General features: G+C 66.6%; 20 protein-coding genes. 10 read left to right on the top strand and 10 right to left on the bottom strand.

The annotated features are described in order from the left end of the window. Positions 1-85 precede the first annotated feature (85 nt). On the top strand, positions 86-748 hold the full coding sequence (locus tag MJ606_RS12940) for an energy transducer TonB (RefSeq protein WP_243049945.1): 663 nt from the start codon (positions 86-88) through the stop codon (positions 746-748). A gap of 72 nt (positions 749-820) precedes the next feature. Here the strand turns inward: MJ606_RS12940 and MJ606_RS12935 are convergent, their stop codons facing one another. Then, complete coding sequence (locus tag MJ606_RS12935; protein WP_243049944.1) at positions 821-1105, bottom strand: hypothetical protein; 285 nt, start codon at positions 1103-1105, stop codon at positions 821-823. A 224-nt stretch (positions 1106-1329) separates the two neighbouring features. Between MJ606_RS12935 and MJ606_RS12930 the strand changes: the two genes are divergently transcribed. Further along, positions 1330-1908, top strand: a complete 579-nt coding sequence (locus tag MJ606_RS12930; RefSeq protein ID WP_243049943.1) for a cysteine dioxygenase family protein — start codon at positions 1330-1332, stop codon at positions 1906-1908. A 31-nt stretch (positions 1909-1939) separates the two neighbouring features. Continuing rightward, positions 1940-3307 (top strand): FAD/NAD(P)-binding protein, encoded by a 1368-nt coding sequence (locus tag MJ606_RS12925; RefSeq protein ID WP_243049942.1) that lies wholly within the window; start codon positions 1940-1942, stop codon positions 3305-3307. Between the two features lie 40 nt (positions 3308-3347). On the opposite strand, the gene MJ606_RS12920 is transcribed toward MJ606_RS12925, so the two are convergent. Further along, the gene (locus MJ606_RS12920; protein ID WP_243049941.1) at positions 3348-4367 is read right to left on the bottom strand and encodes a zinc-binding alcohol dehydrogenase family protein; all 1020 of its coding nucleotides are present in this window, start codon (positions 4365-4367) and stop codon (positions 3348-3350) included. Between the two features lie 114 nt (positions 4368-4481). Continuing rightward, entirely contained in the window at positions 4482-5735 is a 1254-nt protein-coding gene (locus MJ606_RS12915; protein WP_279236839.1) for an MFS transporter, read from the bottom strand. Between the two features lie 100 nt (positions 5736-5835). Between MJ606_RS12915 and MJ606_RS12910 the strand changes: the two genes are divergently transcribed. Continuing rightward, complete coding sequence (locus tag MJ606_RS12910; RefSeq protein ID WP_243049940.1) at positions 5836-6765, top strand: LysR family transcriptional regulator; 930 nt, start codon at positions 5836-5838, stop codon at positions 6763-6765. A gap of 65 nt (positions 6766-6830) precedes the next feature. Further along, positions 6831-8234, top strand: a complete 1404-nt coding sequence (gene cls / locus MJ606_RS12905; RefSeq protein ID WP_243049939.1) for a cardiolipin synthase — start codon at positions 6831-6833, stop codon at positions 8232-8234. A gap of 2 nt (positions 8235-8236) precedes the next feature. Here cls and MJ606_RS12900 read toward each other — a convergent pair whose 3' ends face one another. Then, the gene (locus MJ606_RS12900; protein ID WP_243049938.1) at positions 8237-9436 is read right to left on the bottom strand and encodes an MFS transporter; all 1200 of its coding nucleotides are present in this window, start codon (positions 9434-9436) and stop codon (positions 8237-8239) included. An 81-nt stretch (positions 9437-9517) separates the two neighbouring features. Continuing rightward, positions 9518-9889, bottom strand: a complete 372-nt coding sequence (locus MJ606_RS12895; RefSeq protein WP_243049937.1) for a hypothetical protein — start codon at positions 9887-9889, stop codon at positions 9518-9520. Positions 9890-10087: 198 nt separating this feature from the next. On the opposite strand from MJ606_RS12895, the gene pncA reads away from it, so the two are divergent. After that, the gene (gene pncA, locus MJ606_RS12890; RefSeq protein ID WP_343214819.1) at positions 10088-10747 is read left to right on the top strand and encodes a bifunctional nicotinamidase/pyrazinamidase; all 660 of its coding nucleotides are present in this window, start codon (positions 10088-10090) and stop codon (positions 10745-10747) included. Positions 10748-10752: 5 nt separating this feature from the next. Here the strand turns inward: pncA and MJ606_RS12885 are convergent, their stop codons facing one another. From MJ606_RS12885 to MJ606_RS12875, 3 genes are all read right to left on the bottom strand, one after another. After that, positions 10753-10941, bottom strand: a complete 189-nt coding sequence (locus tag MJ606_RS12885; RefSeq protein ID WP_243049936.1) for a CPXCG motif-containing cysteine-rich protein — start codon at positions 10939-10941, stop codon at positions 10753-10755. A gap of 25 nt (positions 10942-10966) precedes the next feature. Beyond that, positions 10967-11389: a hypothetical protein gene (locus MJ606_RS12880; RefSeq protein ID WP_243049935.1), complete on the bottom strand. Its 423-nt coding sequence runs from the start codon at positions 11387-11389 to the stop codon at positions 10967-10969. 75 nt (positions 11390-11464) lie between these two features. Then, positions 11465-11923: a PIN domain-containing protein gene (locus MJ606_RS12875; protein ID WP_243049934.1), complete on the bottom strand. Its 459-nt coding sequence runs from the start codon at positions 11921-11923 to the stop codon at positions 11465-11467. Between the two features lie 64 nt (positions 11924-11987). Here MJ606_RS12875 and MJ606_RS12870 point away from each other — a divergent pair, with 64 nt between their 5' ends. Genes MJ606_RS12870 through MJ606_RS12860 form a run of 3 tightly spaced genes read left to right on the top strand, consistent with a single transcriptional unit; the run spans position 11988 to position 13759 of the window. After that, the gene (locus MJ606_RS12870; protein WP_243049933.1) at positions 11988-12269 is read left to right on the top strand and encodes a hypothetical protein; all 282 of its coding nucleotides are present in this window, start codon (positions 11988-11990) and stop codon (positions 12267-12269) included. Next, complete coding sequence (locus tag MJ606_RS12865; RefSeq protein ID WP_243049932.1) at positions 12266-12790, top strand: YgjP-like metallopeptidase domain-containing protein; 525 nt, start codon at positions 12266-12268, stop codon at positions 12788-12790. The genes MJ606_RS12870 and MJ606_RS12865 overlap by 4 nt, the downstream gene beginning before the upstream one ends. 54 nt (positions 12791-12844) lie before the next feature. Further along, positions 12845-13759, top strand: coding sequence for an ion channel (locus tag MJ606_RS12860; protein WP_243049931.1), 915 nt, complete (start codon positions 12845-12847; stop codon positions 13757-13759). An 11-nt stretch (positions 13760-13770) separates the two neighbouring features. On the opposite strand, the gene MJ606_RS12855 is transcribed toward MJ606_RS12860, so the two are convergent. Next, positions 13771-14733, bottom strand: a complete 963-nt coding sequence (locus MJ606_RS12855) for a quinone oxidoreductase (protein WP_243049930.1) — start codon at positions 14731-14733, stop codon at positions 13771-13773. Between the two features lie 219 nt (positions 14734-14952). Between MJ606_RS12855 and MJ606_RS12850 the strand changes: the two genes are divergently transcribed. Next, positions 14953-15876 carry a sulfotransferase gene (locus MJ606_RS12850; RefSeq protein ID WP_243049929.1) on the top strand — a complete coding sequence of 308 codons (924 nt, stop codon included), beginning with the start codon at positions 14953-14955 and terminating at the stop codon, positions 15874-15876. A gap of 53 nt (positions 15877-15929) precedes the next feature. On the opposite strand, the gene MJ606_RS12845 is transcribed toward MJ606_RS12850, so the two are convergent. After that, positions 15930-17210: an aspartyl/asparaginyl beta-hydroxylase domain-containing protein gene (locus tag MJ606_RS12845; RefSeq protein ID WP_243050107.1), complete on the bottom strand. Its 1281-nt coding sequence runs from the start codon at positions 17208-17210 to the stop codon at positions 15930-15932. Positions 17211-17392 lie beyond the last annotated feature (182 nt).

Genomic DNA, 17392 nt, shown 5'->3' with positions numbered 1-17392 from the left:
TGGATGCGCATCCACACGATCCCCACTGCGTCCCCACGCAGCGTGCCGGGTGCCCATCCAACATCGAAACGTCAGGAGGTCGCTTATGTCGTCCGCAAGCCTGGCCGTACCCCGTCATGCCCATCCCGACAGCGCACGCATCGCCGCGCTGAGCTTCGCGATAGCCATCAACCTGGTGGCCCTGCTGGCCGTGCTGCGGCCGATGGCGCCGCCATGGGTGGAACAGCTGCAACAGCTGTCACAGACCGAAGTCCATTTCATTCCGCCACCGCCCAAGGCGGTCGAACCACCGCCAATCGAGCTCAAGCCGATCGTGCAGCCCAAGGCGATTCCGCAGCCGCATACGCCGCCCCTGCCGATATCGCCGCCAGCGCTCACCAGCGAAGCGAGCGCCAACCCGCTGCCGGCCACGCCGCCCAGCCTGGCCACGGACGGGCATGCCACGCCGTCGGCCACCGTGGCCGGCCCGGTCGAGGCCACCCTGGCCTATCGCGCCATTCCGCTGAAATATCCATCGCAGGCATTGCGTGGACACATGCAGGGCACCGTGCTGCTGAAGGTGCTGGTGGACGAACAAGGCGTGCCGCAGGAGGCCACCGTCGAACAGAGCAGCGGCTATGCCTTGCTCGATCGCAGTGCGCGCGAACAGGTGCTGCAGGGCTGGAAATTCCAGCCGGCGATGGTGAACGGGCAAGCGGTGCGCGCCTGGGCCCGCGTACCGGTGAGCTTCAACCTCAACCAGCTCTAGCCGGATCTGAAGGGAAAGGCCCGGCCTGCAGGCAACCACGCCAGGCCGGGCCACTCCACGGCAAACGAAAGCTCAGCGTGCTGGCGCCGGGCCAGCCGGCCGGCGTGCCGTACGCGCAATCGCCCAGACCACCGCCACCAGCAGCATCACCGGCAGACAGAACGGCAACAAGGCCAGTGCCACCAGCGGCGCCATGACCAACAGCGCCAACCCACCGAACAGCATGCCGAGCACGGCACCGACCACACTGAACAGGCCGCCGATCAGCGCAAAGGTCAGCTTGAATACCAGGCCGATAAGCGCCGCTGCCATCCACAGCGACACCACCAGCATCAAGAGCACGCTCATCGCAATCATGACGTTCCTCCTTGCGGTCTGTCCGACGGCCGCTTCACACCGCCCTCATGCAGGCGCACGGGGCGCATTTCAAGGCCCGGACGAACAGCATGCTGCGCTTTTGCCACTCCCCGCGCATGTCGCGAAAGTCATGCCGCATGCGCCCCGGGAGCCACTCCCGGGTTACGGGACTTTAACGATGGGCGTGGTCCACTGCGCCCCCGGTTCCCGTCGAGTGACATCGCATGGCCAAACACATGCATCACCTCAAGGCGCTGCGTGATATCGCGTTTGACTACGGCGTGGGCGAGCACCCCGACCTTGCTTCCATGGCAAGGGAATTGAGCCGCATGGTTCATCAGAACCGGCAAGCGCTCGGCAGCGACCTTGCCGACCTGCGCACGCGCAACCATGGTTTCGAGCGCTGGCTGGTGGCGCAGCGCGGCAAACCCGAACTCAGCGTGCTGGTGATGGCATGGCCCGCCAATTTCGCCACGCCCATCCATGACCATGGCGGCCTGTGGGGCCTTGAGATGTCGCTGCATGGCGCGCTTGAAGTGGAGTCATGGCAACGCGACGCGCATGGCCAGAACCTGCGCCTGTGCGGGCGCGACTGGCTGGGCCCCGGCGATGCCAGCTGGTTCGATGCCGACGACAGCTATGCGCACCGTTGTCGCAATCTCTCACGACAGGAAACCGCATTGACGCTTCACGTCTATGGTGGCGATCTGGCACAGTACTTCTCATACGAGAAAGCCGGCGACACCGGCCCCTGGCTCGCCAGGCCACAGCGCAGTGCCATCGCGGGCCGCCTGTACGCCTAGCGGTCCCTGGCAAAACATTTAAGGGAGTGGCATGTATCGACGGGTCGCCATCATCGGCGGCGGCGCTGCAGCGGCAGCGCTGCTGAGCGAGCTGCTGGAACGCCAGCCGGCGCAGCCGTTGCATCTGGATTGGTATACCGGCGGCGGCACGCCGGCGCGGGGCGTGGCCTATGGCACACGCTCCGATCGGCATCTGCTGAATGTACGCGCTGCATCCATGAGCATGTTCGCGGCCCGGCCGCGCGGCTTTCTCGACTTCGCCCAGCGCGGCGACCACACCATTGCCGGCACCGATTTCCTGCCCCGCCGCCTCTACGGCGACTATCTGGAGGCGGAGGTGGCGCGCGCGCTCGAACGCGCCAGCGATGCCGGGCATGACGTGCGCGTGCTGCCGTTCGCGGTGGAGGCGGTGGTGCCCGAGCGCGATGGCGTCACCGTCGTGCATGGCGAAGAGAACACGCGCGTCGACGCGGCCGTGCTCGCGCTCGGCTCGCTGCCGCCGCAGCCGCTGGGTGGAGTCAGCGAGGCGGCGCTCGCCAGCGGACGCTATGTGACCGAACCCTGGGGCTTCCTTGCGTCGGTGAAGCCCGATGCGCGACCGCGCAAGGTAGTGATCATCGGCCTTGGCCTGACAGCGGTGGACGTGCTGCTGGAACTCTCGGAGCAATGGCCCAACGCGCAGTTCGTGGCCGTTTCACGGCATGGCCTGCTGCCGGAGCCGCATCTGGAAACCGCATCCGCGCCCGCGGACGATAGCGGCGAACTGATCGAGGCGATGCGCGACGCGCCGGATATCCGCAGCTGGATCCGCCTGTTGCGCGAGGCCGCGGCGCAAAGCAGCGACTGGCGCACGGTGGTCGACAGCCTGCGTCCGCATACGCCAGGCCTGTGGGCCCTGCTGCCCGACGTGGAGCGCTCGCGTTTCCTGCGCCATGCCCGCTGGGCCTGGGAGCGCGTGCGTCACCGCATGCCGCCGCAGGTGATGACGGCGATGCAGGCACTGGAACAGGCGGGCCGGCTGCAGCGCCGTCGCGGTCGCTTGCAGGCGGTGGAGGTAAGCAACGACAAGCTGCACCTGGACATCCGCCTGCCGCACGGCGAAGGCATCGACGCGATGGATGCCGACCTGGTGATCCAGACCGTCGGCCTCAACACCGACGTGCGCCGCACCCAGCACCCGTTGGTCCGCCAACTGGTCACCAATGGCCATGTGACCCCCGATCCGCTGGGGCTTGGCTGCATCGCGACCGTCGAAGGCCGCCTGCAGCACAACGATCAGACCTGGCCGCACTTCTACGCCATCGGTACCCTGCTGCGCGGCGCGCTGTGGGAATCCACCGCGATGCCGGAAATCCGCCAGCAGGCCCGCAACCTGGCCGATCGCATCCTCGCGCCGTGATCGAAGCGGCCACGGACCGGTCAGGTCCGTGGCCGCCTGCTTAGCCGCCGAATCCGCTCAGCACCAGCTTGCCGATGGTGCTGGCGCTTTCCAGTTGCGCATGGGCACGACGCAGGTTCGCCGCGTTGATGGCGCCGAGGTTCTCGCGCAGGGTGCAACGCAGCACGCCCGCATCGATCAGGTCGGCCGCTTCGTCCAGTATCCGGTGCTGCGCCTGCATGTCCTCGGTGTGGTACAGCGCGCGGGTGTACATCAATTCCCAATGCAGCGAGAGGCTCTTGGACTTCATCAGGCGGATGTCCAGCAGCGTAGTCGGATCATCGATCAGCCCCAGCTTGCCCTGTGGCTTGAGCAATTCCACCAGCGCGGGGAAATGCTGCTCGGTGTGGGTGAGGCTCAACACATAGTCGACGCCCTGCGGTGCCACCGCCTTGACCGCGGCGACCAGGTCGCCACGATGGTCGACCACGTGATGTGCGCCCATGTCCTTGACCCAGGCGCGGCTGTCATCGCGCGACGCGGTGCCGATCACGGTCTGGTTGGTGAGACGTCGCGCCAGCTGGATCGCCATCGAGCCGACGCCGCCGGCGCCGCCCACCACCAGCACCACGCCGCTGCGCGCGCTGCTGCCGCGAGCCACGCCAAGACGATCGAACAGCAGTTCCCACGCGGTGATCGTGGTCAACGGCATCGCCGCGGCCTGCGCGAAATCCAGCGTGCCCGGCTTGCGACCCACGATGCGCTCATCGACCAGCTGCAGCTCGGCATTGCTGCCCGGACGGTCGATGGCGCCGGCGTAATAGACGGCATCGCCCGGCTTGAACAAGGTTACGTCGGCGCCCACCGCCACCACCGTACCGGCGGCGTCCCAGCCAAGCACCTTGTCGGCACCCGCCGGGTCGGTGCGCTGGCGCACCTTGGTGTCGACCGGATTGACCGAGATGGCCTCGACCTTCACCAACAGGTCGCGGCCCTGTGCCACCGGCGCGGGCAGTTCCACGTCAAGCAGGCTCTGCGGATCGGCGATGGGCAGGCTGCGTCGATAAGCAACGGCTTTCATGGTGTTCTCCTGATGGACCCGGCACAGCTCAGGTACGGGTCGACATAAAAGGGCCTCCGGCGGCGAGCATAGCGATCGCCGCCGGAGGCCATCGTGAAATGCGAAACCGTGGACTCAGGCGCCGACCACACAGTTGGCCATGCACGTCGTACGCCTGCGTTCCAGTGCCAGGCTCACCAGCGTCACCAGCAAACCCAACACCGTTACCACGGCGCCGGCGATGCTGACGGCAGGCAGGCCCAGCCCCAGGTTGATCATGGCGCCGCCGATGAACGCACCGATGGCATTGCCGAGATTGAACGCGGCGATGTTGAGCGTCGATGCCAGGTGCGGTCCATCACTGGCCTGCTGCACCACGCGCATCTGCAGCGGCGCCACCGTGGCGAACGCGGCCACGCCCCACACGAACACGGTGACGATGGCGGCAACGGTATCGTGCATGGTCCATGCAAAGACCAGCAGGATCAGCGCGAGCACGCTGAGCACGCCGGCCAGCGAAGGCATCAGCCGCCAGTCGGCGAGACGCCCGCCAAGCATGTTGCCGATCGTCGTACCCACGCCGAACAGGATCAGCACCCAGCCGGTGGCGCCCACGCTCACATGCGACTGCTGTTGCAGGATCGGCGCGATATAGGTGAATACGGTGAACACGCCGCCAAAGCCCAGCACCGTCATCGCCAGGGCCAGCAACACCTGGGGCTGGCGCAACACGCCCAGCTCGCGGCGCATATGCGGCGACGGCAGGCCGGGCAGCGCCGGCACCAGCCGCCACACGGCGATGGCCGCCAGCACACCCAGCATGGTCACCGCCCCAAAGGTGGCGCGCCAGCCGGCCCATTGACCCAGGAAGGTGCCGAACGGCACGCCCAGCACATTGGCCAGGGTCAGCCCGGTGAACATCAGCGCGATGGCACGGGCGGCCTGGTCGCGCGGCACGATATGCGAGGCCACCACCGCGCCAATGCCGAAGAACGAGCCGTGGCAGAACGCCGCCACCACGCGCGCCACCATCAGCACGCCATAGTTCGGCGCCACCGCGCACAACGCGTTGCCCAGGATGAACAGGCCCAGCAGCAACAGCAGCGCATTGCGTCGCTCCAGCCGCGCGGTGAGTGCGGCCAGCAACGGCGCGCCGGCGGCCACGCCCAGCGCATAGCCGGACACCAGCAGGCCGGCCGAGGGGATGCTCACGTGCAGGTCGCCAGCCACTTCGGGCAGCAGGCCCATGATCACGAATTCGGTGGTGCCGATGGCAAACGCCGCCACCGACAAGGCAAACAAGGCCAGGCGGGACGAGGCCGCGCTGATCGGCGCGTCGCCGGATGAAGGGGCGGAGCCGGAGCCCTCGGCGGGTGCTCGGGAGTTCATGGGATGACGATTCCGGTGGAAAACGTCCAGCACTGTGCACCTTGTCTCAAGCTGCGTGAATTGAGCAAACTAGACAGGCATCTTTTCCTGAAAGTTGAAGATGGTCGATTTCGAAGACATGCGGCTGTTCGTCCGCGCGGTCACCGATGGCAGCCTGTCGGCCGCCGGGCGGGAGCTTGGGCTGTCCCCGGCCGCCGCCAGCAAGCGCCTCACCCGGCTGGAACAAGCCCTCGGCGTGCGGCTGCTGCAACGCAGTTCGCGGCGGCTGGCGCTGACCGAGGAAGGCAGCATCTACTACGAGCGCTGCGTGGCCATCATCGCCGACGTGGACGACGCCAACTCGGCGGTCGGCCTGGGCCAGCTGGAAGTGCGCGGGCAGCTGCATGTATCCGCCTCGGTCGACATGGGCCGCCAGTACATCGGGCCGATGGCCGCGGATTTCGTGGCGCAACACCCCCACCTGACCCTGCGCCTGACCAATACCGACGCCATGCTGGACCTGTTCGAACACGGCGTGGACGTGGCGGTGCGCGGCGGCGTCATGACCGACTCGCGGCTGGTGTCGCGCCTGTTGACCAACAATTTCCGCGTGCTGTGCGCCTCGCCGGCCTACCTGGCCCGTCGCGGCCGACCCACCAGCGTGGAAGACCTGCAGCAGCACGACTGCCTCACCCTGCATCGCCCCGGTCGCGGCGTGCTGCCGTGGATCCTGCAGACACCCGAAGGGCCGCGCACGCTGCGCATCGACGCGGCGATCACCTGCGACAACGGTGACCTCATGCGCGAACTCGCCGTCGCCGGGCACGGCCTTGCCTTCAAGGCAGCCTGGGATATCGCCGCCGATGTGCGTGCCGGCCGGCTGGTGCCGCTGCTGCCCGAGGTGATCCTGCCCGACGCCCACGTCTATGCGATCTACCCCAGCCGTCGCTACCTGCCTGCACGCATCCGCCTGTTCGTGGATTATCTGCAACAGGAGTTGCAGCGGCGCGAGCACGACGTGCTCGATGCCGTACGCCACGCCATGGGCTGAGCCATGACCACCACAGAGGACATCATGTCGATCCAAGGCCACGTGCCCGCACCCGGGCTCCCGGCATGCTGACCAGCGCGATCGGCGGCATCCTGCTACTGCTGCACGCGGCGGGCGTGGTGGCGGCCATGCACGCCGTGATGAACACGCGCACACCGCAGGGCGCGTTCGCCTGGGCGCTGGGGTTGGTGCTGCTGCCCTACCTCACCCTGGTGCCCTACCTGTATCTGGGTCGCAGTCGCTTCCATGGCTATGTGGACCTGCATCGCCTGCGCCGCGAGCAGATGCAGGCGCTTGCCCACGTGCAGCTGGCAGCGGGGCCGGCCTCCACGGAAGCCTGCTCACGCTACGGCGAAATTGCGCACATGCTCGGCACGCAGTTTCACGCCGGCCAGAAACTGAAGTTGCTGATCAATGGCGATGCGACCTTCGACGCCATCCTCGCCGCTATCGGCGAAGCGAAGCATTGCGTACTGCTGCAGTTCTTCATCATCCATGACGACATGCTGGGACGCCGGCTGCAGCAGGCGCTGCTGGAACGCGTGCGGGCCGGCGTCGAAGTGTGCGTGCTGTACGACGGCATCGGCAGCCATGCACTGCCGCGGCACTACGTGGAAACGCTGCGCGATGCCGGGGTGAGCATCCATCCGTTCGCCACCCAGCGCCGCAGCAATCGCTTCCAGCTCAACTTTCGCAATCACCGCAAGATCGTGGTGGTCGATGGCGTGCGCGGTTTCGTCGGCGGCCTCAACGTGGGCGACGAATACCTGGGCCTGAAGCCGCCGTTGGCGCCATGGCGAGACACCCACTTGCAGATCGAAGGGCCGGCCGTGGCCGACCTGCAACGCAGCTTCGCCGAAGACTGGCACTGGGTCACCGGCGCACTGCCCCCCCTGCTGTCGCCTCACCCGGACCAAGGCAGCGCGCATACGCTGATCGCCGCCACCGGACCGGCGGACCGGCAGGAGACCTGCTCGCTGTTCTTCGTCGCCTCCATCCATGCCGCGCGCAAGCGGCTGTGGATCACCACGCCCTATTTCGTGCCGGACCAGGCCGTGATGGCCGCGTTGCGCCTGGCGGTGTTCCGCGGTGTGGACGTGCGCGTGCTGATTCCAGCGCGCCCCGACCACCACGCGGTGTTCCTTGCCACCGGGCTGTACGCGCACGACGCGGTGCGCGCCGGCATCCGCATGTTCCGCTATCAGCCGGGCTTCGTGCACGAGAAGGTGATGCTGATCGACGAGGACACGGCCTCGGTCGGCAGCATGAATCTCGACAACCGTTCCTTCCGCCTCAACTTCGAGATCGGCGCGTTGAACGTGGACCGCGCCTTCGCATCGCAGGTGGAGGCGATGTTGCTGGAGGATTTCTCGCACGCGCACGAAGTGACCGAGGCGGAGTACCTCAAGGCGCCGTATCTCCGGCGCCTGGCGATGCACGTGGCGCGGCTGTTTGATCCGGTGCTATAGCATCAACCGCGCATGGTATTGCCGTAGACCAGATACAGCCCACCGGTCAGCAATGCCGACGCCAGCGACATCAGCGCGGCCACCACGAACATCGGCGCATAGTTGCCGCCCGCGGCGATCCAGCCGCCGAGCGGGCCGGTGATGCCCAGCGCCACATCGATGAATACCGAATACGCCGCCAGCGCCGCGCCGCGATTGCTGCTGCTCACCCGCTGCACCGCTTCGACGCCCAGCGCAGGGAAGATCAGCGAGAAGCCGATGCCGCTCAGCGCCGCACCCAGCATCGCCACGCCAACCTGGCCCGCCGTGGCCAGCACGGCAAGGCCCACGCATTCGACCAGCAGCGACACCAGCGCCACGCGATAGCCACCGAAATACGCAATGGTCCAGCCCAGCAGCAGGCGGATGCCGACAAAGCAAACGCCAAACACGCTGAGCGTCAACGCCGCGGCGCTCCAGCCCCGGCTGGCGTAATACAGCGTGATGAAGGTGGCGATGACGCCAAAGCCTACCGAACCCAGGGCCAGGCCCATGCCATAGGGCGCCACGCGGCCGAACACGTGGTGCATCGGCAAGCGCTCACCGGCTTCCACGCGCACCGCCGGTCGCCGCCAGGCCAGCAGCCATGCCACCACCATCAATGCCGACCCCGCGATACCGATCGTGACAAACCCGCCGGCGGCCGCCAGCAGCACGCCCAGCGGCGCGCCCACGGCCAGCGCGCCATAGGTGGCGATGCCATTCCACGAAATCACCTTGGCGGTGTGTTCGGCCCCCACCCGGCCGATGCCCCACATGATGCAGCCCGTGGCCACGCAGCTTTCGCCCATGCCCAGCGCAAGCCGCGCCAGCAGCATCACGCCCAGCGAAACGGCCGGCCATTCGCGCAACAGGGCAGCGACGATCATCAACAAGCCGCTGCCACCGCAGGCCACCATGCCGATCAGCGCCGCGCGCTTGGGTCCCGCGGTATCGGAGGTGCGCCCGGCAAAGCCGCGGCTCAGCAGCGTGGCGACGTACTGCGTGCTGATCACCAGCCCCGCCAGCACCGCCCCGAAGCCCAGCTCGTTGTGCACGAACGGCGGCAGCACGGCCAGCTGCATGCCGATGACCAGGTAGGCCAGAAACGTGAAGCACACGATCTGGACAATGCGCAGGGTCAACGGCAAGCCGCTGGCCTGTTCTTCAGTGGGGGCATTCATGGGGAAAACGCGCGGGGCAAGAGAAAGGCGAAACCGGCGGTGCGCATGACGTCGGGCGCACGCCGCAAAACCAAGGTCCGGCTAGCGAGTGGCACGACGACGTGCAAACAGCAGCCAGCCGAGGAACACCCCCGCACCCGCGCCAATGAATTCGAAAAGCACGCGCAGGCCGATGCTATCGGGGTCATGCACTTCCGCCAGGCGCGCGCGCAGCAACTGCAGCGACTGCAAGCGCCCGTAGTTGAAGTAGAACAGGTTCCACAGGTCGCCACCGCCCGCCAGCAGCAGGCCCAGCACATAGGCCCAGCTCGCTTCCAGGCCGAGGCTCCAGCCCTGGGTCCGGCCGAGCAGGTGAATCAGCCCGAATAACACCAGCCCCGCCGCGAGAGCGATGGCTCCGGCCTCCAGCCCACCTATCAGGCCGTAGCCCATCCACGACTGGTCGTAAGGCATGCCCCTGTCCACCATTGTTGTAATTTGGGGACATTATGCCCCCAGGGACCGTATTCCGCGCGCTGGCAAGATTTCACGTAGGGAATTTCTTACCCTGAACCCCGTGCATCACGTACAGACCACCCGTCGAACCCATCACATCGTTCTCCCCAAAAGGCCTACTAGACTCTTGGGCCGCAACCTTCCGCGAGCCCTGACGTGTCCACCAGCCACCTCATCAGCCGCCACGCCGCTCTGATCCTGGTCGACGTGCAGCCGGATTTCATGCCCGGCGGCGCCCTGGCCTGCCACGAGGGAGATGCCATCCTGCCCGGCATCGATCATCTGCTGAGGCAGCATGCCTTCCGGCACGTAGTGGCCACGCAGGACTGGCATCCGGCCGGGCACGTCTCGTTCGCCAGCTCGCATCCGGGCCGCGAACCGTTCGAGCGCATTCCGCTGTATGGCCACGCCCAGACGCTTTGGCCGGATCATTGCGTGCAGGACACGCCGGGCGCCGCATTGCACCCGGCCATCGACTGGTCGGTGGCGGACAAGGTGATCCGCAAGGGGGACGACCCCCGAGTGGATTCCTATAGCGGCTTCCGCGAGAACCATGGACCCGACGGCCAGCGCCCCGCGACCGGCCTGGCCGATTGGCTGCGCTGGCGCGACGTGGACGAGGTCTACCTGTGCGGCCTGGCGCGCGATGTCTGCGTGCTGTGGACCGCGCAGGATGCGGTCGACCTGGGTTACCGCACCCACGTGCTGTGGGACCTCACCCGCCCGGTCTCCGCCGATGCCGATACCGATCTGGCCACGCGCTTTCGCTACGAACAGCTGGGGGTGACGGTGATCGATTCCGGGGCGCTGGCCTGAGTCGATCAGCCGTCGTTCTCGGAGGTGGCGTTCACCTGCAACTCGCCGTCCTCATCGACGACCACGGCGATCTCGATCGGGCGGCAACACACCTGACAGTCCTCGACGTAACGCTGGCTGTCCACCGACGCGTCCACCAGGATCTCGATGGGCTCGCCGCAGTACGGACAGTAGATAAGGACCGGATCGAGCATGCGAGTCACCCCAGGAGGGGCAAGCTCATCCGCGCTTGGCCAGCGACAACGACGAACCGTGCGCATTCACCTGCACGGTGATGCTGTCGCCCGCCGCCAGCGTGGTGTCCACGCGGGCATGGTCGCCCGGCTTGCGGCAGGCGCCGGAATTCTCCAGTGACACCACGTGCGGGCCGCTGGGCAGGTGGAAGCTGGCCTGTTCGCCGATCTCCAGCTGCGCGGCGAACTTGTCGTCGATACGGATCTGGCTGGAGCAACCGCCGCCGAACAGTCCGTTGTCGCGCACGATCTGCAAAGTGGCATCGCCATCGCCCGGCGCCTGGTCGATGAATACGCGATTGGCCACCGCGTCCCTGATCGCCGTGTCGTGGGTGTTGGCCGTGCCGCAGCCGGCCAGCGCCATGGCGCCCGTCACCGCCAGCCCCATGACATATCGCATCGTCTTCATCGCCTTGGCTCCAGCTTGCCGATTCACTGGATCGAGCATCGCGAGTGCGCGGTCAAACCGGCGTGAAACGCGTCCTCACATGACCGGCGGCTGCCATGCCGATGGCGGCAGGATCTGGAACCAGCCCCCGCGCGCCGTTCGCCGCGCCAGCTGCAGTACCGCCTTGTCCTTGCTGAGCAGCCATTGCGCACCGCTCGCCAGGGCCAGCTCAAGGAATTTCTGGTCGTCCGGATCGGCGCAGCGCGGCAGCTTCGCGTCCCCTGGCGGTGACAGTTCGGCGGCGTGCAACAGGCGCGTCCAGCGATCGAAGGATTCGCTCGCCTCGCGCCGGGCTGGCGCTTCCAGCGCCAACGCCGGATAGGTCAGCACGGCCAGCCACTCGGCACGGCAGATCTCATCCACCACGGCCTGGACGAGGCCCGCCTGCATGGCCGCCAGCAAGTGGGCGCAGCCCGGGTCGCGAAACACGAACAGGTCGAGCGCAACATTGGTATCGAGGACGAGGCGAGGCGGCGTGGCGGACATGGCGCGCATGGTGGCACAGCCGCATCCACGGTCCACAGGTAAACTGTGCCGCCCTGCCTACTGGACTGCCGCCATGACCGAACGCTTCTTCGACGACTACGTGGTGCGCTCGACGGCCGTCGCCGAAGGCTCCCGCTTCACCGCCTGCATCGTCGTCACGCCCACCGCCCGCCACGGCTACCCGGTGTATTACGCGGTCTGCGAGAACCGCAGCTTCCGCAGCGAGGAGCAGGCCGACGAGGCCGCGGCCAAGGCCCTGGCCGCGATCCTGTCGCTGGAAGGCGATGGCACGCCGGTGTTCCCGGAGGGCTATACCGGCTTCGACGACGAGGCCCCCGGACCGACGCAAGCATGACCCACCTGAAGTACCTGGGCGGCTACCCGCCTGCCCTGCTGGACAAGGTGCGCCTGCTGATCGAACGCGACGAGCTGGGCGACTACCTGCAGCGCCGGCATCCGGGCCGTCATGAGATCCAGAGCGACAAGGCGCTGTATGCCTATACCAATGCGTTGCGGCAGGAGCACCTGCGCAACGCGCCTGGCATCGACCGCGTGCAGTACGACAGCAAGCTGGACGTGATCCAGCGGGCGCTGGGCCTGCACACGGCGATCTCGCACGTGCACGGCGGGCGCCTGAAGGCACGCAAGGAAATCCGCATCGCGTCGCTGTTCCGCGAGGCGGCGCCGGAGTTCCTGCAGATGATCGTGGTGCACGAGCTGGCCCACCTCAAGGAGTTCGAGCACAACAAGGCGTTCTACCAGCTCTGCGAGTACATGCAGCCCGATTACCACCAGCAGGAGCTGGACCTGCGCCTGCTGCTCACCTGGCGCGACGTGCTCGCCTCACGCGCCGCGACCGCGCAAGCGCCACGCTAGAATGTCGCCGCGCCGCCTCACGCGACGCGCCATCCTAGGGAATGGTGTCGCTCCATGATCCAAAAGCTGAAGCAGCTGTTCCAGCAACGCCCGCGCACTATCAGCATCGGCGGCCGGCCGTTCGTCAGCCATGGGCTGACGCAGCGGATCTGGGACGATATCTACCACTTCGCGCTGACCATCCGCTGGCCGTCGTTCTTCGGCCTGGCCGCGGCCATCTTCGTGCTGCTGAATGTGTTGTTCGGCAGCCTGTACCAACTGGGCGACAAGCCCATCGCCAACCAGTTTCCGAACAATTTCGGCGGCGCGTTCTTCTTCAGCGTGGAAACGCTGGCCACGGTCGGCTATGGCGACATGCATCCGCAGACGGTGTATGGCCATGTGGTGGCGACGGTGGAAATCTTCATCGGCATGCTGAGCATCGCCCTGGTCACCGGCCTGGTATTCGCCCGTTTCTCGCGCCCCCGCGCCAAGATGATCTTTGCCGACCACCCGGTGATCCGGCCCATCCATGGCCAGTCCACGCTGATGATCCGCGCCGCCAATGCACGGCAGAACATCATCGCCGAGGCATCGGCCAAGCTGCACCTGTTATTGCGCGAAACCTCGCCCGAGGGCTTCCGCCTGCGCCGCATCCACGATCTGCAACTGATGCGTGAACGGCATCCGGTGTTCACCCTGAGCTGGACCCTGATGCACGTGATCGACGAAAGCAGCCCGCTGTACGGCCTTACCCAGGAAGCACTCGCCGCCACCGAGGCCACCGTGATGCTCTCGATCGAAGGCATCGACGAAACCACGTCGCAGTCGATGCGGGGCCGACGCCAGTGGAGCTACCGGGAATGGCGCTGGAACCACCGCTATGTCGACCTGGTGCACGATGACGAATTCGGTGTCAGCCATATCGACTACGGCGTGTTCCACCAGGTGTTGCCGGTGACGGAAGACGAGGACACCGACCTCTTCTGAGCACGCCGCCCCTACAGCGTCAGCAGCACCTTGCCGATGGCGGTGCGACTTTCCAGGAAGGCATGCGCCTGCGCGCCGTCACGCAGCGCGAAACGCGCGGCGATATGCGGCTTGACCACGCCGCGACGGACCTGCTCGAACAGGGCCGACGCGCGTTCACGCCGCACCTCGGCGCTGGTCAGCACGTTCCATAGATCGCCACCGGTAAGGGTGAGCGAGCGATCCATCAGCAGGCGTGGATCCACCGGGTCGGGATCGCCAGCGGCCATGCCGTAGAACACCACCGTGCCACCGATGCGCGCCACCGCCAGACTGTCGGCCAGCGTGCGGCCCACCGAGTCGTACACCACGTCCGCGCCGTGACCGCCGCTCAATGCCAGGGCGGTCGACACCCACTCGTCGTAGCCCACCGCCACGTCGGCGCCCGCCGCGATCACGGCGTCCCGCCGGGCCTCGGTCGAAGCGACGCCAAGCACGACCGCGCCCAGGCTCTTGAGCATCTGCACCAGCAGCAGACCCACGCCACCGGCGGCGGCGTGCACCACAGCCACGTCGTCCGGCCGCACCATGAAACTGTCCGTCACCAGGTACTGGGCGGTCAGGCCTTGCAGCAGCACGGCGGCAGCCGTATCGGCATCGATGTCATCCGGCAACGGAATCAGGCGCTCGCGGTCCACCGCCACCAGCTCGGCGTTGGCATGGGGCATGTCCGCAAAGCCCACGCGGGTACCCGCCGGGAACAGCGAGTCCCCCGGCACGGGGACTTCGATCACGCCGGCCCCCTCGTAACCCAGCACCCAGGGCGCCGATCCGCTGAGGTGGTAGGTGCCGTTGCGACGGTAGACATCGGCAAAATTCAGCCCCACGCGTTGCATGCGCACCAGCGCCTGGCCAGGGCCTGGTGTCGGGTCCGGCCGCTGGGACCAGCGCAATACCTCGGCTGATCCAAAGTGGTCGAAAGTCAGTGCATGCATGGGGCGGATCCTGGCTGTGGGCGTTAGCGGGCTAAGCATGGCATGCCCGCGGTGGGAGCCGGGCTGGCTTGTGCGTTGCCGGCGGCATGGCAAATTGTGACGATCTCTCGATTGCTTCCTTGCGTGAAGCTGTACTTTTCAGTCAACCGCACGCAAGATCACGCGTTGTTCACGTCCACTGGCCGTGTTGCCCACGGCCTCTGTTCTGGAGACGACGCCATGCGGCGAACCTTTATCGTGGGGTGCCCACGTTCCGGCACGACCATCGTTCAGGCCCTGCTGGCACGCCATCCTGCGGTCTACACGTTGCCGGAAACGGCCTTCTTCGAACAGATGCACGGCGACCTGGAATGGCGCTGGGGTGACGCGTTGGCCGCCCCCAGGCGTCGCCGCTGGCGGCAACGTCTGGGGTTCACTCGCCGGCACGTGCGCGAAGCCTACGCTGCCCTGCACCACCAGCTCACCGGCCGTCTCCCCTCGGTGCGGGGACCATTGCAGACCAGCACGCTTTCGCGGCGCTTCCTGAGCCTGCTTGATAGCTCGGCAGCGGCGGCCGGACGCAGCATGTGGCTGGAGAAAACCCCGAACCACCTGCTCTATATCCCGGAGATCGAGGCGCTGGCGTCCGATGCGCGCTTCGTCCACGTGGTCCGCCGGGGCGCCGACGTGCTGGCCTCGTTGATCGACGTATACCTGCGCTTCGAAAACGATCATGTGTTCGGCGGCGGTACCGTGCACTGGGCACGACGCTGGAATCGCGCCGTGCACATCCATAGCCAGCATGTGGGTCGCGCCAACCACCATTTCGTCTTCCTGGAAGACCTGGTCCGGCAGCCGGAGGCCGAGTGGGCCAGGCTGTGCGGTTTTCTGGAGCTGCCGGTAGACGCCCCGCTGGACCAAGCCTGCCAGCAGACCATCGCCGACCTCAACCACGAGCCCTGGAAGGTCTCGGCCATTCACGGCCAGCTGCGCGAGGCCGATCGCAAGGTGGAGAGCCTGTTCGGCCCCAAGATGCAACACTGGCTGCAGACCCACCTGGCGTCGTACGACGACCTGCGCGCGCAGTGCCGCACCGACGCGCGGCGCGCGGCGCCACCCCGGTTCCGGGTGGTGCCGGCTGCCCAGGCCATTGGAGCGGGCTGAACCTTTACCGGTGCCCGACGGCCCGTGCCCATGCCGGGCCGCCGGACAGGGGGTCAGCCGGCCAGCACGGGCACTTCGCTGGCCTGATTGAAGTCGCCGATAGCTTCAACCAGATCGGTCACCGCCACGCGTTCAAGCTCGGTGAGGTCGGGGTTCCAGCTGTCGAGAATCAGCACCACGCGGGTCTCCCCGCTGCGATTCCACGCTTCGTGCTCGAAGGTGTCGTCAAACGTGACGCAGCGCCCTTCCTGCCATTCGTGCAGTTCGCCGCCCACATTGATCGCGCAGTCCGGCGGCACGATCAGCGGCAGGTGCGTCACCAGGCGCGTATTGGTCACGCCTCGATGCGGCAGGATATGCGTGCCCGGCCGCAGCACGGAAAAGAGCGTCTCCGGCGCATGGTCACGGATGCGCACCAGCGGCAAGGTATCGAGCAGCTCGGTGGTGCGCGGACAACGGGCGCAATGCTCGTCGAAACGATCGCCGTGGCGATAGAAGAAATAGGCGTCCCAGGCTGCCGGCTGTGCGCTCGACGAGTGTAGGTGCCCCTTGAGGACCTCAGGCGCTTGATGGCCAAGAAAGGGCTCCAGCGGCTGGTTGTCCGCCAGTACGGAAAGCAGCTCCTCACGGATCATGTCGGTCGCCGCTTCGAACTCCGCCTGCCAGGGAAAGCGATCCCTGCCGTAGTACGCCTGGCTGGGCACACCTGGGAAGTACAGGAATTTGGGCTTCTGCCGGGGATCGGGAATGTTGGCGGCACGGTCGCCCAGATAGATGGCAAGGCATTCTTCCACGCGGGCAAGAGACGTATGTCCATAGCGCTGGCGCAATGGCTCCAGCACCGCATCGAAGATACGGTGCCGTCCGGCATTGATGAAGGCCATGGCGTGCAGCACCGGCTGGCGGAGTCCCGGCGCGGTAGAGGCGTCACTCATCCAGCGCCCCTCCGCCTGCGCGTTGTTGACTGCGCCAAAGTAGGCCAGCAAGGCATGATGCGTTTCTCCCTGCTGTTCCAGCACCATGCCTAGGCGCAGGCGCGCCACGAACATACCGGGTGCAAAATCCAGGCAGCGCCGGAGGCTTTCCGCCGCCCCTTTGAGGTCACCCATCGCGGACTGCACCACACCCAATTGATGCCACAGATCCGGATGTTTCGGGTGCATCCGGACCGCATTCAGCAGCAGGGCCAACGCCTGCCCGGCCTGGCCTCTTGCCACGTGGCGGGCAGCCAAGAACTGCAGCGCTTCGGCATCGTCGGATACCTGTTCCAACAGGCGCATGAAATATAGCTCAGCCTGCGCCACGTCTCCCTGCCGCAATTCGTTGAGCGCCATCTCACGCAACGTAGACACTGCCGCTCTCACTTCGCCATTCATCATTGCCCCGCTGCCTCCGACATCGTGTTTTCGACTGCAGCCGTCATCCCCATCACGGCGCATATGGGCATAATAAACGCGTTTCGATGAATCGCACTCGCTCTTTCCTGGCAACAAGGGGAGCCGTAGGAACATCCTTG

The organism is Dyella sp. RRB7 (assembly GCF_022761115.1).
Lineage (GTDB): Bacteria > Pseudomonadota > Gammaproteobacteria > Xanthomonadales > Rhodanobacteraceae > Dyella.
The sequence above is the reverse complement of the archived record's forward strand: the minus strand, read 5'-3'. Positions and strand labels throughout refer to the sequence as shown.

Excerpts from the sequence above, each read along its gene's own strand:
- MJ606_RS12940 (WP_243049945.1), top strand. The coding sequence starts at position 86 with ATGTCGTCCGCAAGCCTGGCCGTACCCCGTCATGCCCATCCCGACAGC.
- MJ606_RS12935 (WP_243049944.1), bottom strand. The coding sequence starts at position 1,105 with ATGATTGCGATGAGCGTGCTCTTGATGCTGGTGGTGTCGCTGTGGATG.
- MJ606_RS12930 (WP_243049943.1), top strand. The coding sequence starts at position 1,330 with ATGGCCAAACACATGCATCACCTCAAGGCGCTGCGTGATATCGCGTTT.
- MJ606_RS12925 (WP_243049942.1), top strand. The coding sequence starts at position 1,940 with ATGTATCGACGGGTCGCCATCATCGGCGGCGGCGCTGCAGCGGCAGCG.
- MJ606_RS12920 (WP_243049941.1), bottom strand. The coding sequence starts at position 4,367 with ATGAAAGCCGTTGCTTATCGACGCAGCCTGCCCATCGCCGATCCGCAG.
- MJ606_RS12915 (WP_279236839.1), bottom strand. The coding sequence starts at position 5,735 with ATGAACTCCCGAGCACCCGCCGAGGGCTCCGGCTCCGCCCCTTCATCC.
- MJ606_RS12910 (WP_243049940.1), top strand. The coding sequence starts at position 5,836 with ATGGTCGATTTCGAAGACATGCGGCTGTTCGTCCGCGCGGTCACCGAT.
- cls (WP_243049939.1), top strand. The coding sequence starts at position 6,831 with ATGCTGACCAGCGCGATCGGCGGCATCCTGCTACTGCTGCACGCGGCG.
- MJ606_RS12900 (WP_243049938.1), bottom strand. The coding sequence starts at position 9,436 with ATGAATGCCCCCACTGAAGAACAGGCCAGCGGCTTGCCGTTGACCCTG.
- MJ606_RS12895 (WP_243049937.1), bottom strand. The coding sequence starts at position 9,889 with ATGCCTTACGACCAGTCGTGGATGGGCTACGGCCTGATAGGTGGGCTG.
- MJ606_RS12885 (WP_243049936.1), bottom strand. The coding sequence starts at position 10,941 with ATGCTCGATCCGGTCCTTATCTACTGTCCGTACTGCGGCGAGCCCATC.
- MJ606_RS12880 (WP_243049935.1), bottom strand. The coding sequence starts at position 11,389 with ATGAAGACGATGCGATATGTCATGGGGCTGGCGGTGACGGGCGCCATG.
- MJ606_RS12875 (WP_243049934.1), bottom strand. The coding sequence starts at position 11,923 with ATGCGCGCCATGTCCGCCACGCCGCCTCGCCTCGTCCTCGATACCAAT.
- MJ606_RS12870 (WP_243049933.1), top strand. The coding sequence starts at position 11,988 with ATGACCGAACGCTTCTTCGACGACTACGTGGTGCGCTCGACGGCCGTC.
- MJ606_RS12865 (WP_243049932.1), top strand. The coding sequence starts at position 12,266 with ATGACCCACCTGAAGTACCTGGGCGGCTACCCGCCTGCCCTGCTGGAC.
- MJ606_RS12860 (WP_243049931.1), top strand. The coding sequence starts at position 12,845 with ATGATCCAAAAGCTGAAGCAGCTGTTCCAGCAACGCCCGCGCACTATC.
- MJ606_RS12855 (WP_243049930.1), bottom strand. The coding sequence starts at position 14,733 with ATGCATGCACTGACTTTCGACCACTTTGGATCAGCCGAGGTATTGCGC.
- MJ606_RS12850 (WP_243049929.1), top strand. The coding sequence starts at position 14,953 with ATGCGGCGAACCTTTATCGTGGGGTGCCCACGTTCCGGCACGACCATC.
- MJ606_RS12845 (WP_243050107.1), bottom strand. The coding sequence starts at position 17,210 with ATGGCGCTCAACGAATTGCGGCAGGGAGACGTGGCGCAGGCTGAGCTA.